The 13,169-nt window shown below is 45.6% G+C and carries 17 protein-coding genes; 9 read left to right on the forward strand and 8 right to left on the reverse strand.

Annotated elements, in window-relative coordinates:
• Position 1 precedes the first annotated feature (1 nt).
• On the reverse strand, positions 2–298 hold the full coding sequence (locus C2757_RS08605; protein ID WP_215374417.1) for a DUF167 domain-containing protein: 297 nt from the start codon (positions 296–298) through the stop codon (positions 2–4).
• A gap of 22 nt (positions 299–320) precedes the next feature.
• On the opposite strand from C2757_RS08605, the gene can reads away from it, so the two are divergent.
• From can to C2757_RS08625, 4 genes are read left to right on the forward strand one after another with little or no spacing between them, the layout of a single operon-like run.
• Complete coding sequence (gene can / locus C2757_RS08610; RefSeq protein ID WP_215374420.1) at positions 321–986, forward strand: carbonate dehydratase; 666 nt, start codon at positions 321–323, stop codon at positions 984–986.
• Between the two features lie 7 nt (positions 987–993).
• Complete coding sequence (locus C2757_RS08615) at positions 994–1,893, forward strand: lipid A biosynthesis acyltransferase (protein ID WP_215374423.1); 900 nt, start codon at positions 994–996, stop codon at positions 1,891–1,893.
• 25 nt (positions 1,894–1,918) lie between these two features.
• Positions 1,919–2,671 carry a metallophosphoesterase gene (locus C2757_RS08620; RefSeq protein ID WP_215374425.1) on the forward strand — a complete coding sequence of 251 codons (753 nt, stop codon included), beginning with the start codon at positions 1,919–1,921 and terminating at the stop codon, positions 2,669–2,671.
• A 3-nt stretch (positions 2,672–2,674) separates the two neighbouring features.
• Positions 2,675–4,093 carry a serine/threonine-protein kinase gene (locus tag C2757_RS08625; RefSeq protein ID WP_215374428.1) on the forward strand — a complete coding sequence of 473 codons (1,419 nt, stop codon included), beginning with the start codon at positions 2,675–2,677 and terminating at the stop codon, positions 4,091–4,093.
• Here C2757_RS08625 and C2757_RS08630 read toward each other — a convergent pair whose 3' ends face one another.
• Complete coding sequence (locus C2757_RS08630; protein WP_215374431.1) at positions 4,094–5,422, reverse strand: dicarboxylate/amino acid:cation symporter; 1,329 nt, start codon at positions 5,420–5,422, stop codon at positions 4,094–4,096.
• A 100-nt stretch (positions 5,423–5,522) separates the two neighbouring features.
• Between C2757_RS08630 and C2757_RS08635 the strand changes: the two genes are divergently transcribed.
• Positions 5,523–6,260 (forward strand): pseudouridine synthase, encoded by a 738-nt coding sequence (locus C2757_RS08635; protein ID WP_215374434.1) that lies wholly within the window; start codon positions 5,523–5,525, stop codon positions 6,258–6,260.
• Between the two features lie 56 nt (positions 6,261–6,316).
• Entirely contained in the window at positions 6,317–7,945 is a 1,629-nt protein-coding gene (locus C2757_RS08640) for a peptide chain release factor 3 (protein ID WP_215377071.1), read from the forward strand.
• A 7-nt stretch (positions 7,946–7,952) separates the two neighbouring features.
• Here C2757_RS08640 and C2757_RS08645 read toward each other — a convergent pair whose 3' ends face one another.
• On the reverse strand, positions 7,953–8,192 hold the full coding sequence (locus tag C2757_RS08645; protein WP_215374437.1) for a hypothetical protein: 240 nt from the start codon (positions 8,190–8,192) through the stop codon (positions 7,953–7,955).
• Between the two features lie 23 nt (positions 8,193–8,215).
• The gene (locus tag C2757_RS08650) at positions 8,216–8,449 is read right to left on the reverse strand and encodes a DUF2798 domain-containing protein (protein ID WP_215374440.1); all 234 of its coding nucleotides are present in this window, start codon (positions 8,447–8,449) and stop codon (positions 8,216–8,218) included.
• A gap of 126 nt (positions 8,450–8,575) precedes the next feature.
• Between C2757_RS08650 and C2757_RS08655 the strand changes: the two genes are divergently transcribed.
• Together C2757_RS08655 and C2757_RS08660 are read left to right on the forward strand one after the other, a co-directional pair.
• Positions 8,576–8,758, forward strand: a complete 183-nt coding sequence (locus C2757_RS08655) for a hypothetical protein (RefSeq protein ID WP_215374444.1) — start codon at positions 8,576–8,578, stop codon at positions 8,756–8,758.
• Between the two features lie 68 nt (positions 8,759–8,826).
• Positions 8,827–9,471, forward strand: a complete 645-nt coding sequence (locus C2757_RS08660; protein WP_215374446.1) for a histidine phosphatase family protein — start codon at positions 8,827–8,829, stop codon at positions 9,469–9,471.
• Here C2757_RS08660 and C2757_RS08665 read toward each other — a convergent pair.
• The 3 genes from C2757_RS08665 to C2757_RS08675 all read right to left on the reverse strand — a co-directional run bounded on the left by C2757_RS08665 (position 9,468) and on the right by C2757_RS08675 (position 11,885).
• Positions 9,468–9,971 carry a peroxiredoxin gene (locus C2757_RS08665; RefSeq protein ID WP_251366744.1) on the reverse strand — a complete coding sequence of 168 codons (504 nt, stop codon included), beginning with the start codon at positions 9,969–9,971 and terminating at the stop codon, positions 9,468–9,470. The two genes, C2757_RS08660 and C2757_RS08665, sit on opposite strands and share 4 nt — an antisense overlap.
• Positions 9,972–10,295: 324 nt before the next feature.
• Positions 10,296–10,934 carry an MIP/aquaporin family protein gene (locus tag C2757_RS08670; protein ID WP_215374449.1) on the reverse strand — a complete coding sequence of 213 codons (639 nt, stop codon included), beginning with the start codon at positions 10,932–10,934 and terminating at the stop codon, positions 10,296–10,298.
• A 54-nt stretch (positions 10,935–10,988) separates the two neighbouring features.
• Positions 10,989–11,885: a cation diffusion facilitator family transporter gene (locus tag C2757_RS08675; protein ID WP_215374452.1), complete on the reverse strand. Its 897-nt coding sequence runs from the start codon at positions 11,883–11,885 to the stop codon at positions 10,989–10,991.
• 90 nt (positions 11,886–11,975) lie between these two features.
• Here C2757_RS08675 and C2757_RS08680 point away from each other — a divergent pair, with 90 nt between their 5' ends.
• Complete coding sequence (locus tag C2757_RS08680; protein WP_215374455.1) at positions 11,976–12,326, forward strand: DUF3147 family protein; 351 nt, start codon at positions 11,976–11,978, stop codon at positions 12,324–12,326.
• 5 nt (positions 12,327–12,331) lie between these two features.
• Here the strand turns inward: C2757_RS08680 and C2757_RS08685 are convergent, their stop codons facing one another.
• Positions 12,332–13,144 (reverse strand): hypothetical protein, encoded by an 813-nt coding sequence (locus C2757_RS08685; protein ID WP_215374458.1) that lies wholly within the window; start codon positions 13,142–13,144, stop codon positions 12,332–12,334.
• Positions 13,145–13,169 lie beyond the last annotated feature (25 nt).

Consider the following 13,169-nt stretch of genomic DNA (forward strand, 5'->3'; position numbering starts at 1 on the left):
CTTAGGGGTTTAGGGCCAAAATAATTTGTTCCGCGCTAATCGGGCCCCAAACCTCCACTCGCTTTTTTCTGCTGTTTTGCCCTGAAACGAATTGAATTTGCTTTTGAGGCACCTTCAACTGCTTCGAAAGCCAGGCAAGCAATAGCTCATTTGCTTTATTTTCTTGAGCCGGAGCCTGTAGAGAAATCTTGAGGCACCCATCATGCAAGCCCACCACTTTGGTTTGCTTCGCACCAGGCTGGCAATGCAGATTTAACGTAATTCCGCTAGGGGTTTGTTTTAACCAAATAGGCGTCATTAAAGTACTTTAAACTTAAACCATGATTATGAAGAACTCCAAAGCATTGGAACACCTATTCGAAAACAATCGCGAATGGGCTGAGGGCATGGTTGCGAAAGATGTTGATTTTTTTAAGCGACTGGTTAACCAACAGGCTCCTGAATATCTCTGGATTGGCTGCTCTGATAGTCGCGTGCCTGCCAATGAAATTGTTGATCTTTTGCCCGGCGAATTATTCGTTCACCGCAACGTTGCTAACGTGGTCGTTCATACCGATTTAAATTGCTTATCGGTGATTCAATTTGCAATTGACTTATTGAAAGTCAAACATATCTTAGTAGTTGGTCACTATGGTTGCGCGGGCGTGCACGCTGCACTAAGCGATCTACGCGTAGGTCTTGCGGACAACTGGTTGCGGCATGTAAAAGACGTTCATCAAAAACATGAGCGCTACTTGGGAGAAGTTTTACCAACTCCCAAACGCCAAGATCGCCTATGTGAGCTCAACGTGATTGAACAAGTTGTGAATGTCTGCGAAACCACGATTGTTCAAGATGCTTGGGCACGCGGCCAAGACCTCACTGTGCATGGCTGGGCTTATCGTTTAGATACCGGAATTATCAAAGACCTGGGAATGTCTTGCAGCTCCATTGATGAAATGGAAGAACGCTATCAAAAAACTCTAACGCGCTACGAATCTGAGTAAATTTCATTTGCTCAGATCTTTGCTTAATCATCTTCTTGTTGCTTTTCTAAAGCTACTTTCCCTACTACCCTATAAGCTGCTAGTTGCCATTGGCTATGGCTTGGGGTTTATTGCTGCGCATATTCCTGGAGACAGAAACCAGGTAGTCAAGACTAATTTGCATTTGTGTTTTCCAAAATTAAGCACTGAAGAGATCGACCGCCTTAGTAAAGAACACTGGCGCCTGCTGGGCAGAAGCTTGGTGGAGAAAAGTATTATTTGGATGGGTAGTAGCAAGCAGCTCAGCGATATGATTGAAGTGAAATCTGCCGTAGACCTTGCAAGTAAAAAGCCGCGCATCCTCGTCAATATGCACTTCACTGGCATTGAAGGCAGCATCATTCTAAGCGCCCTCGCAAAGCAAGAACGCTGGCCTCGTACTTCGGGCTTTTTTCAGCGTATGAAGAATCCATTCTTTAATAAAAAAATTATTGAGTGGCGTAATCGCTTTGGTGGAAATTCAATTGATCGCCAAGGAAACACGAAAGAAATTATTCGCGAAATTCGCAATGGCGATTTCATCATCATTGCACCAGACATTGATCTCGGCATCAAAGATTCCGAGTTTGTCCCTTTCTTTGGAATTGAAACAAATACCATCACTGCAGTTTCGCGGTTAGCAAAAATCACTGGGGCAGATGTGTGTTTGATGACTACCACTTTAAAAGCGGATGAGTCTGGTTATCTTTGCGAAATCAGCAAACCCTTAGAAAATTTTCCAGGGCCAGATCCGATAGCTGACACGGCCCGGTTAAATCAATACTTTGAGACTGAAATCCGACTGCGCCCAGCCGAATACTATTGGGTCCATAAGCGCTTTAAAAATCCACCAAGCAATCAAGCTAACCCCTATAACCCTTCTATCTAATACCCTTTTGACCTATCATTAAGGGATGACAGAACGCATTGGGCTATTTGCCGATCTTCACAGTAATTTAGAGGCTTACGAGGCCTGCATGGCCAGGGCCGAAGAGCTTGGAGTAACCCGCATGGCTTTCTTAGGCGATATCGTTGGCTATAACGCAGATCCTGCAGGCATCATTGAGCGTATCGCTGACTTAGTAGACGCCAAAAAAGCGCTTGCCATATTGGGGAATCATGACGAAGCAATCTTTAAAGATTGCAGTATGAAAATGAACCCTAATGCCAATGCTGCAATTGAGTGGACTAAGACCCAGCTCAATGATAGTCATATCGAATTTCTAAAAAACCTCCCGCTGATCATAAATGAAGAGAAGATTTGCTTTGCGCATGCATCTGCTCACAATCCTGCTGACTGGAACTATGTCACGGATAGCATGAGTGCTTGGTACTGTGCCCAGAGTTCAGGCAAAAGCTATACCTTTGTAGGTCATGCGCACGAGCAAGCCCTCTTTTATCAAAGCGCCGTTGGCAAGCTCATTCGCTTTGCCCCTCATCCTGGCGATGAAATTCCAGTGCTCCCACATCGCCAGTGGGTCGGTGTTGTCGGGTCACTAGGCCAACCTAGAGACGGCAATCCTGAGGCATGTTTTGCGGTCTTTGAACCAGAAACTGAAGTGCTTACTTTTCATCGCACACCATACGATCATTTTGCTGCGGCAGATAAAGTGCGTCGCGCGGGATTGCCAGAAGAATTAGCCAATCGCTTGATCACTGGCAAATAAGCCATGCCGATTAATACGAATATTGAAGCGGTAGATGACATCTTTCAAGAAGGTAAAGTTGTCGATGGCTTTACCCTGGGAAAAGAAGTGCATCGCGGTGGAATGGCTAGCCTATTCTCTGCTACTAAGGAAGGTATTGATGTCCCGATTCTGTTGAAGATCCCCAGAGTGGGAAGAGATCAACCTGTTGAGAGCTTGATTGGTTTTGAAACCGAACTCACCATTTTGCGTTCCCTCAAAAGCCCTTATGTACCGAAGTTTCTGGGTGCCGGCAATATGGCAACTCGCCCCTACATTGCCATGGAAAGAGTTGCAGGCCGGCCATTAGAAGATCTTATTAAAGAAGGAAAATTATTTACCGTTGACGAGGTTGTACGCATTGGAGCAGATCTCGCACAAGCGGTGCAATCACTCCATTCACAGGATGCTATTCACCTGGATATCAAGCCAGAAAACATTCTGATTGATGAACAAGGCAAACTAACCCTCATCGATTTTGGTCTCTCGCATCATGCGCGTTACCCAGATTTGCTTGCGGAAGAGATGCGCAAGGGTATTGGCTCTGCTCCATATATCTCTCCAGAACAGGTTGCAGGTATTCGCTCGGACTCACGAAGCGATATCTACTCCATCGGCGTCATCATGTATGAATTACTCACTGGTGAGTTGCCGTTTGGCAATCCTCAAACCATGAGCGGCCTGCGAAGACGGATGTGGGCAAAGCCTTTTCCCCCGCGGGCAATTCGCCGAGAAATTCCGCGCTGGCTCCAAGAAGTCGTGCTGCGCTGTATAGAGCCGCGGGCCGCAGATCGCTATCAAAGTGCAACACAATTACGCCAGGCACTCAGAGATCCAGAGGGAATTAGGATTACAGAGCGTGGTGAGCGAGTAGAGCCTCCCAGCTTTTGGGAAAACCTGAAGGGAATGTTTAAAGCTGCTGGCTACGAACCCTCTCCCAGCCCACGTCCGAGTATGGGTAACTATGATGCGCCGCTGATGATTGCAGCGATTGATACCAGACAATCAGATGAAGATTTACGCGAACGCATGCAAAGCACCGCCAAAAATCTCTTGCAAGCCTATCCTGAAAGTCGCTTGGTGTGCTTAAGTACTATTGCAAGCACCCCAACCTACGAAGGTAATCACGAAAGTGAAACAGCCAGTGGAATTGTGCGTGGGCACCTAGTTCAATTGATGGATTGGGCGAAGCCTCTGAAGCTTCCACCAGAAAGAATTTCTTATCATGTACTAGAAGCGATGGACCCCGCGTCACGCATTGTGGAGTTTGCCAAGGACAATGATGCCTCACTGATTTTGATCGGCGCCTCCCACAAGCTCCCAAATAAAGTCGCTCCGTGGAGAACCTCTATGACGAAAATCGTAGAAGGGGCCCCCTGCAGCGTTCACATTGTGAGAACTTGATTAACGCATTTTTTCTTCTTTTTGATCCAACAAGTATTCAGGATCCTGCGCTTCAATCCAGCCATCTCTGTTTAAGGCGCTAGACAACTGTTTCTCATCTAGCTCGCCTGTCCACTTTGCAACAACGATAGTTGCAACGCCATTACCAACTAAGTTGGTCAAAGCACGTGCTTCAGACATAAAACGGTCGATGCCTAAAATAATTGCAAGGCCTGCTACAGGCACATTACCCACTGCAGATAATGTTGCTGCCAATACAATGAATCCGCTGCCCGTAATACCTGCGGCACCTTTTGAGGTCAGCAATAAAACCAGCAAAAGAGTGACCTGCTGAAAAATAGTCATGGGGGTATCAGTCGCCTGCGCAATGAATACTGCAGCCATTGTTAAATAGATTGAGGTGCCATCCAGATTAAATGAATACCCTGTTGGAATAACCAAGCCTACGCAACTTTTCTTGGCTCCCAAAAGCTCCATCTTCTCCATCATGCGTGGCAAAACTGATTCGGAGGATGAGGTACCTAAAACAATTAAAAGCTCTTCCTTGATATAGCGCACAAACTTGAAAATGCTAAATCCATTTAAGCGCGCGATGATCCCTAAAACAATAAAGACAAACAGTAAGCAGGTGATGTAGAAGGCACCCATCAGCTTGCCTAGAGAAAATAATGAGCTGACGCCATACTTACCAATCGTAAAGGCCATTGCCCCAAAAGCGCCGATTGGTGCAAATTTCATGATGATGCCAATGATGTCAAAAAGAACATGTGAGGTTTTTTCAATCAAGTCAAACACCATCGTTCCACGACCGCCAAATCTATGTAACGCAAAACCAAATAACACTGCAATAAAGAGCACTTGCAAAATTTCACCCTTCGCAAATGCGTCAACGGCTGTACTCGGAATAATGTTGAGTAAAAATTCAGTCGTTGTGGCCATTTTTCCTGGGCCAGTGTAAGCAGCAATCCCTTTAGTATCTAAGCTCGCTGGATCAATGTTCATACCGACACCGGGCTGTAGAACATTCACTACAACCAGTCCCACGATCAAGGCAATCGTGCTCACGATTTCAAAATACAGAAGGGCAATGCCGCCTGTCTTGCCAACTTTTTTCATGTCTTCCATACCGGCAATACCAACCACAACCGTACAGAAAATAATGGGCGCAATTAACATCTTGATGCCTTTAATAAAGGCATCCCCAAAAGGCTTCATATCAACGCCTAAGGAAGGATAGAAATGGCCCAGCAAAACACCCAAAACGACTGCTACCAGCACCTGAAAATAGAGAATTTTATAAATTGGTGGTTTTTTCAAACTAGCAGTCATTTTGTTTTTCCTTGTTCAATTTGGATGACTTTTGCAGTTTAGCGAATATCTAATATTGCCCTGCACCATTTAAATCCCATCTTTAACGGATAATGTAGCCATGGAAGAAAAAGTACGTGTTTCTAAACTGCTCTCAGAACTGGGATTATGTTCACGCCGCGAGGCAGATGCCTATATTGAGCAAGGCTTAGTCACCGTTGATGGTGAGGTAGTCAATGAGCTTGGTGTTCGTGCATATCGGCATCAAAAGATTGAATTACAGTCTGGAGCCAAAGTACAACAGGCTTCTCGAGTAACCGTGATTTTGAATAAGCCAGTAGGCTACATCTCTCACTACGATGATGAGCAAGAGTATCAACCTGCTGCCTCCTTAATCACCCCAGATAATTACTTCGGCAGTCCACTGGATAAGGGCCGCAGCCCGCGCTTTAATACCAAAGGACTAGCTCCTGCAGGTAGGTTAGATATTGACTCTACTGGCATGCTGGTACTGACCCAAGATGGGCGTATTGCTAAATTGCTGATCGGCGAAAACAGTCCGATTGAAAAAGAATATTTGGTGCGAGTGGAAGGGGCACTCTCATTTGAAGATCTCGATCGTTTAAAACATGGCCTCTCGCTGGATGGCGTTGCACTCAAACCAGCACAAGTGAGTTGGCAAAATGAAGATCAGTTACGTTTTGTATTGCGCGAAGGTCGTAAGCGCCAAATTCGCAGAATGTGTGAGATGGTAGGCCTCAAAGTCATTGGCCTGAAGCGCGTCAGAATGGGTCGTATCTCATTGGGCCCATTGCCCCCAGGCCAATGGCGATTTGTTAGGGCGGATGAGCAATTCTGAAGAAGCTTGCCCGCTTATAATTGCGTCCGAACCACACTAATCAGCGCAGAATTACCATCGAAACCACTACCTCCAGTACCCCAGGCGCAGAAGTATTACGACGTCGCAGCTTTGCCATCATCTCTCACCCAGATGCAGGAAAAACTACGCTTACTGAAAAACTACTGCTCTATGCAGGGGCGATTCAGATTGCGGGAAGCGTAAAGGCTCGCAAAGCCAGTCGACATGCAACTTCAGACTGGATGGAAATTGAAAAGCAACGCGGCATTTCTGTAGCAAGCTCAGTCATGCAGATGGAATATCGTGACTGCATCATTAATCTCTTAGATACTCCGGGCCACCAAGACTTCTCCGAGGATACCTACCGTGTATTAACGGCTGTTGACTCTGCATTAATGGTCATTGATGCTGCCAACGGCGTTGAATCACAAACCCTTCGTTTACTTGAAGTATGTCGTGCTCGCAACACGCCAATTGTGACCTTCATTAATAAGATGGATCGCGAGGTCAAACCTCCCATGGAATTAATGGATGAAATTGAAACCGCCCTAGGTATTGAAGTTGTGCCATTTACTTGGCCAGTAGGTATGGGCAAATCTTTTGCCGGCGTGATTGATATTGCCAATATGCGTATGCGCATGTTCAAGGCGGGCGAAGATCGTGTTACGGAAGACTCTCATGCAGTTGTCGATATCAATGATCCTGCCCTTAGAGAGCGTCTTGGATCTGATCTTGAAAACGCCTTAGCAGAAGTCGAGCTTATCAAAGAAGCGATGCCTGCTTTTGACCGCGAGGCCTTCTTGGCAGGCCGACAATCGCCCGTCTTCTTTGGCTCAGCGATTAACAATTTCGGGGTTCGAGAAATTCTGAATACGCTTGTTGAGCTGGCACCTTCACCAGGTTCACGCAAAGCATTGCAACGCGAAGTAAGTCCGTCTGAAAATAAATTCTCAGCAGTAGTGTTTAAGATTCAAGCGAATATGGATCCCGCCCATCGCGATCGCGTAGCATTTTTACGAATTTGCTCTGGTCACTTTCAGCGCGGCATGAAGCTCAAGATTTGTCGTAACGCAAAAGAAGTGCGCACCAATAATGCTTTGTCTTTTCTTTCGCAAAGACGCGATATTTTGGATGAAGCATTTCCAGGAGATATTATTGGTCTGCCAAATCATGGCCTACTTCGCCTGGGTGACACACTAACAGAGGGCGAGCAACTTCAATTTACTGGCCTACCTTTTTTTGCGCCTGAAATTTTTCGCATGGTTGAATCTGCCGATCCTTTGCGATCTAAACAACTGAGAACTGGCCTGATGCAATTAGGTGAAGAAGGCGCTATTCAGGTATTCCGCCCTATGTCTGGTGGCACGATGCTACTTGGCGCTTTTGGACAGCTGCAATTCGAAGTAGTGAGTCACCGCCTCCAAACTGAATATGGGGCAGAAGTACGTTTGTTGCCTGCACGCTATAGCTTAGCGCGCTGGGTAAGCTCAGATGACCCCGTAGCATTAAAAAAGTTCACTCAAGAAAACATTCACCGCATGGCAGAAGATGTTGTGGGCGCTTCAGTATTTTTGGCTTCCCATAAGTCGGAGTTAGATGTAGCACAACAGCGCTGGGAATCGATTCAATTCCACGCGCTCAGAGAACATGCCGGATTAATCTACCAGTCGGATCTGGCAGGCTAATTGATTGCTATTGTTTTTGTGGGTACTTGCAGTCAAAAACAGCAACCAACTGTGTGTCACTATTTCTGAAAGTGGCAACCTTACCGTATTGCGCACAATAAGTATTAGCGTTTTGGGTTAACTGTGCAATAGACTCGCCATTACTATTCAGATAGGTCACGTGATTGGCATCTGATGCGTCTGTATAGACTGCAGCACACCCACTGAGGCTAATGATGCAGAGAATGCTAGGTAGATAAGCCTTCATATAAAACCTTCCTGATGCCTTAGTTATTTACTGTGAATGATTTTTTCTAGTAATGCGGCCGTTATCCTGCTAGCGAATGGACGATAAAGCAATATACAGACGATTGCTACTGGATATGCTACCAACCAAACCTCAAGCCAAACTAAAAAGAAGTTTTCTATAGGTCCCACACGTACAAAAGTAGTTGCAAGGGTAATGCTCACTGACATCAGAAAGCCCATTACCAAAGAAAATAGGATGTTTGCAAGATTAATCATGCCTTAATCATAGCGCCTGAACATTGAAGCTGTTATTCTGAACTGTGATCACTATTGTGCGCCCTAGACAGGGGAATCTTTGAACTTGCTTCTAGGATTCATCATTCCATTACTCTAGGAAACTTCATGGCTGTAGGCCAAAACCAAAGAAACAGAAAAAACGACCCCATGCTCACCAAAACAGGAAAAGCGCGCCTTGGGCCACTGAACGTTACACAGCTCAATAAATTACTTGAGACCAGTACAAAACCAAAAGATAAAGACAAGATTTTAAGAGCGCTTAGCAAACACGCTATCGCTGCTGCGTAAATTCCAAGCCCCGCACCAACGGGGCTTTTTTACATCCTAAGTTTTGTTGAGGGCTTTATCATTGACCCATGACTACAACCCGCTTTTGCTTAGTGCGCCATGGAGAAACTGATTGGAATGTCGAGCGTCGCCTACAGGGTCATACTGATATTTCGCTAAATACTTCCGGATTAGAGCAGGCCTCCCAAATGGCTCAAGCCCTGAAAGAAATGAATTTGCAGTTCGATGTGCTTTACACCAGCGACCTACAGCGAGCTAGGCAAACGGCTAAAGCCATTGAAAACTTATATCAAGTTACCGCGATCACAAATAGCGCCCTTAGAGAACGTCATCTTGGCGCCCTGCAAGGCTTAAGCTTGAATGATGCTCCCCTAGTAGAGCCAGAGCTGTGGAAGATTCATTTGAGCAGGGACCTCTATCACGATATGCGTGGCGGAGAAAGTATTGTGCAATTTTCAGAGCGCATTCGATGTGCGCTAGAGGAGCTTAGACAAAAACATGTCGGCAAAACTATTTTGTTAGTTAGTCATGGGGGCGCATTAGACATGATGTATCGAGTGGCTAGCAATCAAGCCTTGGAGGCCGAAAAAGCCGTTACAGTCCCCAATGCATCGCTCAATTGGATAAGCCATGATGGTAATGCTTGGAAGGTTGAGCGCTGGGCAGATACCAGCCATCTCCAGAAAAACGCCCTCGATAATTTAGACCTTTAAGTCCGACTCCATGAAAGACAACTTTTAAGGGTGTTTTTTAAGAAATCAATAACCCAAGGGGCATCGCTATCACTCGGAAAGATAGGGTAATGCACGCCCACAATCACGCCATCATTTGCAATCAGCGTAACTCGCTTGAGCAAGGTCATTCCGCTAGCAACAAAGGTGGGCATATTCAACGCCCTCTGAAATTGATGGTCTGCATCACTGACTACTGGAAAAGGTAAATGCAACCTATCAGCCATCTCTTTTTGATATTCAGTAGTTTGCACGCTCAAGCCAATGACTTGTGCACCTAGCGACTGAAGCTCCTGATAGTGATCCCTAAAGGCACAACTTTGTGGTGTGCAACCCCTTGCTCCAGGGATTTGATCCCAGCCCTCAGGGAGGGCGACATTAGGCTGCCCTGTCATAGGGTAGCAGTAAATAACCAATTTGCCCTTGATCTTACCTAGAGCAATATCTTCGCCACTTGTGGATCTTAAGACAATCTGGGGCAACTGCAATCCACACAAGTGGGCTGCAGAACCATCGTCTTGTGGAATTGGAAGGTGACTTGGAAGTTGATTGAGATTAGAAATAAGACCCCCCTAGATAACTTAGTGGCGACTTAATCTACAAGCAAACTAGCGGCCACCTTGACAATCTACAGGCAACTCCCAAAAGGGTTTACCTTGACTGTAATCGCAATTAAGGCCAACAGGCGAAGTAGTGCTTGCCAGACAGCCGCCCAAAGTCATCAGAAAAGAAAGGGTGAAAACTAACCTAAATACTTGTTTCATAGCGCTCCTCCTAGGATATAGAGATATTCTCTCATAAGAATTTTAGGCCTGACGACGCAATAAAGCCATCATAACTAGGACCGCCACGACTTCTGCAATGACAAATCCCAGAACATCGCTTGGAGCAATACCGACAAAGGTATTCGTGAAACTTCGCGCAAAAGCAACTGCAGGGTTTGCGAAGAAAGTGGAAGAGGTAAACCAGTATCCGGCTGTTACCGTTAGTGCCACCAACATCGGCACATGATCTTTAGCCTCTTGATCACCCAGTCGAATTACTGAGAGCAAGATGATGGTGGATATAAATTCGCTGAACCAAATGCCAGGGCCAGATCTACTCTTGGTTGACTCTTGAAGGATGGTCAGGCCAAACATATAGTGCGTCAGCCAGATGCCAAGGATTGCCCCACTAAATTGACACGCCCAATAGCCAAGCATCTTTTTTAAATGAAGATGCCCTAATTTCCAGAACATCACGCTCACCACGGGATTAAAGTGTGCGCCTGAAATTGGCCCAAGTAAGGTGATCAGAACGTATAGGCCAGCTCCAGTGGCAATACTATTGCCGAGTAGAGCCACGGCTGCATTGCCGCCCCCCAAGGTCTCGCCCATGATTCCAGACCCGGCAACTATTGCAAGCAGTAAAGCGGTGCCAAAAAATTCAGAAAGGTAAGATTTCATATAAAAAGAGTATCGCTTTGAAATAAAAGTATTTGAGCCCAAACTATAGTTTGATCAAATAGGGTCAATATGCGTCATCACATTGAGAACGGGCAATTCTTTCATGATTTGATTTCTTGCTGCCAGGGCAATATCGTGCCCTATTTGAACCGTTGAATTAGCATCCACCTCAATGTGAACATCAACCAAGATCATGTCACCCATCTTGCGAGTGCGTAAATCATGAAATCCTCTAACCCCTATGGTCGATTGAATAATCTCTTCAATTCTTTGATGCTCCTCAACAGATATCGCCCTGTCCATCAAATCATTTAACGCATCCCAGCTAAATTGCCAGCCTGTCTTGGCAACCATCAGGCCAACGACTAATGCACCGACTGAGTCCAAGATAGGATAGCCAAAGAGAGCGCCTACAATGCCCACAGAAACCACTAAAGAAGATGCTGCATCTGATCTCGCATGCCATGCATTTGCCACCAACATCGATGAGCGAACTCGTTCGGCTACAGCCAACATATATCTAAAGAGTAGCTCTTTAGCAAACAGGCATCCTAGGGCTACATACAAGGCAATGATCTGAATTTGCCCGGCAGGTACTGGGTCAATAATTTTTTCACCAGCTTTCCACAACATCCCAACGCCAACAGCCAATAAAGATACCCCCAGAAATAATGAGGCAGCCGTTTCGTAGCGTTGATGTCCATAGTGATGGTCATCGTCTGCTTCTTTAGAGCTATGTTGATTGGCAAATAACACAACAAAGTCAGCAACTAAATCGGTCAGAGAATGGATTCCATCGGCAATCAAACCTTGTGAGCCAGACACAATGCCCGCAGACACCTGAGATATCGTTAGGCAAATATTGACGGCCACGCTAACCAAAGTACTTTTCTTGGCTGCTTGTTGTTTATCAGGCGTTTCGAGTTCGTGATCTTCGATTACTTTATCCATTGGTCGATACTAACAAACTCAAAAGAAAGGATTATGTTGTTTTGGCATTCTTTCTATAATGAGGCAAATAACCCGCTCCCAAAGGCTCAAATGGCTTGGATCATCACTAAATACTTACTCACCGCGGGAATGGTTGTATTCATATCCGAAGTGGCAAAGCGAAGCGATAGGCTAGGTGGTTTTATAGCTGCACTTCCTTTGATGACCGTGCTAACACTCGTGTGGCTATTTGTAGAAAATCAGCCGGAAGAAAAAATAGCCAATCACGCTTATTACACCTTTTGGTACGTTATTCCGACCTTGCCGATGTTTTTACTCTTTCCTTACCTGCTTCCACGAATTGGATTTTGGTTCACCATGAGTGCTAGCGTAGCGGTGACTGTGATTTGCTTTGGGCTATTCGCCTTGCTGATGAAAAACTTTGGCGTTGAGCTGCTATAGAAAAACTATTCAGTTGGTAAGGCTTGTGCTCCTACAGGAGTTTTATATCGGTTGTAGGACCACATGTATTGATGAGGCTTAGCAATGATCATTTGCTCAAAGTGTTGATTCATCACTGTACAAGCTTCAATTGGGCAAGTAGGAAAAGCTTCTGACATCAGCCGGCTCTTGATAAACCATCCCTTACCAAGACCACGTCTTTCTGCGCTTACAAATAGAGTGGCAACTTCAGTTTGACGTGCTAGCTTTGCTGGAAAGGATGTGGTGTAGGCATATTGATTAAAAAATTTAGCCCAAACGCCATCCCCGACATTCGGCACTTGGTCGGCCAACAAGCCAATTACCTCACCCTGAATCAATGCCCTCTTAATTTTGCGAACCCCGCCCAAATTTGCTTCAACAAATTCCATTTGAGCATGGTGTCGAGATCTAAGCATCAACCGATTAACCCAAGATTTTTTAGCGGGACGGTACATTACTGTTGCCTTCATATGTTCGGCAAAAATTCGCGGCACAATTTCAAATCCCCCCAAATGAGAAGCAAGAATAATGAGGCCTTTTCCATTTTTTGATAGATCAATAATTTGATCTAAGTTTTGGACTGTAGCTTTTTTGAGGGCCGAATTGGGGTGTCGCCAAATCCAAAGCGTATCTGCAAAAATAATTCCGGACTCGGCAGCCACTCTCCATGGCGTGAAAGAAAAACCGGAGTAATTTGCTGCATTGGCATGATTTTTATACAGACGCGCTCGGTAACTAGAAGAGCATAGAAAAACCAATACACCAATTCCAGCCCCAAAAACTTGGAGTACTGCCAAGGGCAGGGAGCTAAACAGCCTTAAG

Origin of the sequence: Polynucleobacter sp. MWH-Svant-W18, from assembly GCF_018687495.1 — a bacterium.
Classification (GTDB): Bacteria; Pseudomonadota; Gammaproteobacteria; order Burkholderiales; family Burkholderiaceae; genus Polynucleobacter.

What these genes read in the sequence shown, in the direction of transcription:
- C2757_RS08605 (WP_215374417.1), bottom strand. Translation starts at nt 298, where the DNA reads ATGACGCCTATTTGGTTAAAACAAACCCCTAGCGGAATTACGTTAAAT.
- can (WP_215374420.1), top strand. Translation starts at nt 321, where the DNA reads ATGATTATGAAGAACTCCAAAGCATTGGAACACCTATTCGAAAACAAT.
- C2757_RS08620 (WP_215374425.1), top strand. Translation starts at nt 1,919, where the DNA reads ATGACAGAACGCATTGGGCTATTTGCCGATCTTCACAGTAATTTAGAG.
- C2757_RS08625 (WP_215374428.1), top strand. Translation starts at nt 2,675, where the DNA reads ATGCCGATTAATACGAATATTGAAGCGGTAGATGACATCTTTCAAGAA.
- C2757_RS08630 (WP_215374431.1), bottom strand. Translation starts at nt 5,422, where the DNA reads ATGACTGCTAGTTTGAAAAAACCACCAATTTATAAAATTCTCTATTTT.
- C2757_RS08635 (WP_215374434.1), top strand. Translation starts at nt 5,523, where the DNA reads ATGGAAGAAAAAGTACGTGTTTCTAAACTGCTCTCAGAACTGGGATTA.
- C2757_RS08645 (WP_215374437.1), bottom strand. Translation starts at nt 8,192, where the DNA reads ATGAAGGCTTATCTACCTAGCATTCTCTGCATCATTAGCCTCAGTGGG.
- C2757_RS08650 (WP_215374440.1), bottom strand. Translation starts at nt 8,449, where the DNA reads ATGATTAATCTTGCAAACATCCTATTTTCTTTGGTAATGGGCTTTCTG.
- C2757_RS08655 (WP_215374444.1), top strand. Translation starts at nt 8,576, where the DNA reads ATGGCTGTAGGCCAAAACCAAAGAAACAGAAAAAACGACCCCATGCTC.
- C2757_RS08660 (WP_215374446.1), top strand. Translation starts at nt 8,827, where the DNA reads ATGACTACAACCCGCTTTTGCTTAGTGCGCCATGGAGAAACTGATTGG.
- C2757_RS08670 (WP_215374449.1), bottom strand. Translation starts at nt 10,934, where the DNA reads ATGAAATCTTACCTTTCTGAATTTTTTGGCACCGCTTTACTGCTTGCA.
- C2757_RS08675 (WP_215374452.1), bottom strand. Translation starts at nt 11,885, where the DNA reads ATGGATAAAGTAATCGAAGATCACGAACTCGAAACGCCTGATAAACAA.
- C2757_RS08680 (WP_215374455.1), top strand. Translation starts at nt 11,976, where the DNA reads ATGGCTTGGATCATCACTAAATACTTACTCACCGCGGGAATGGTTGTA.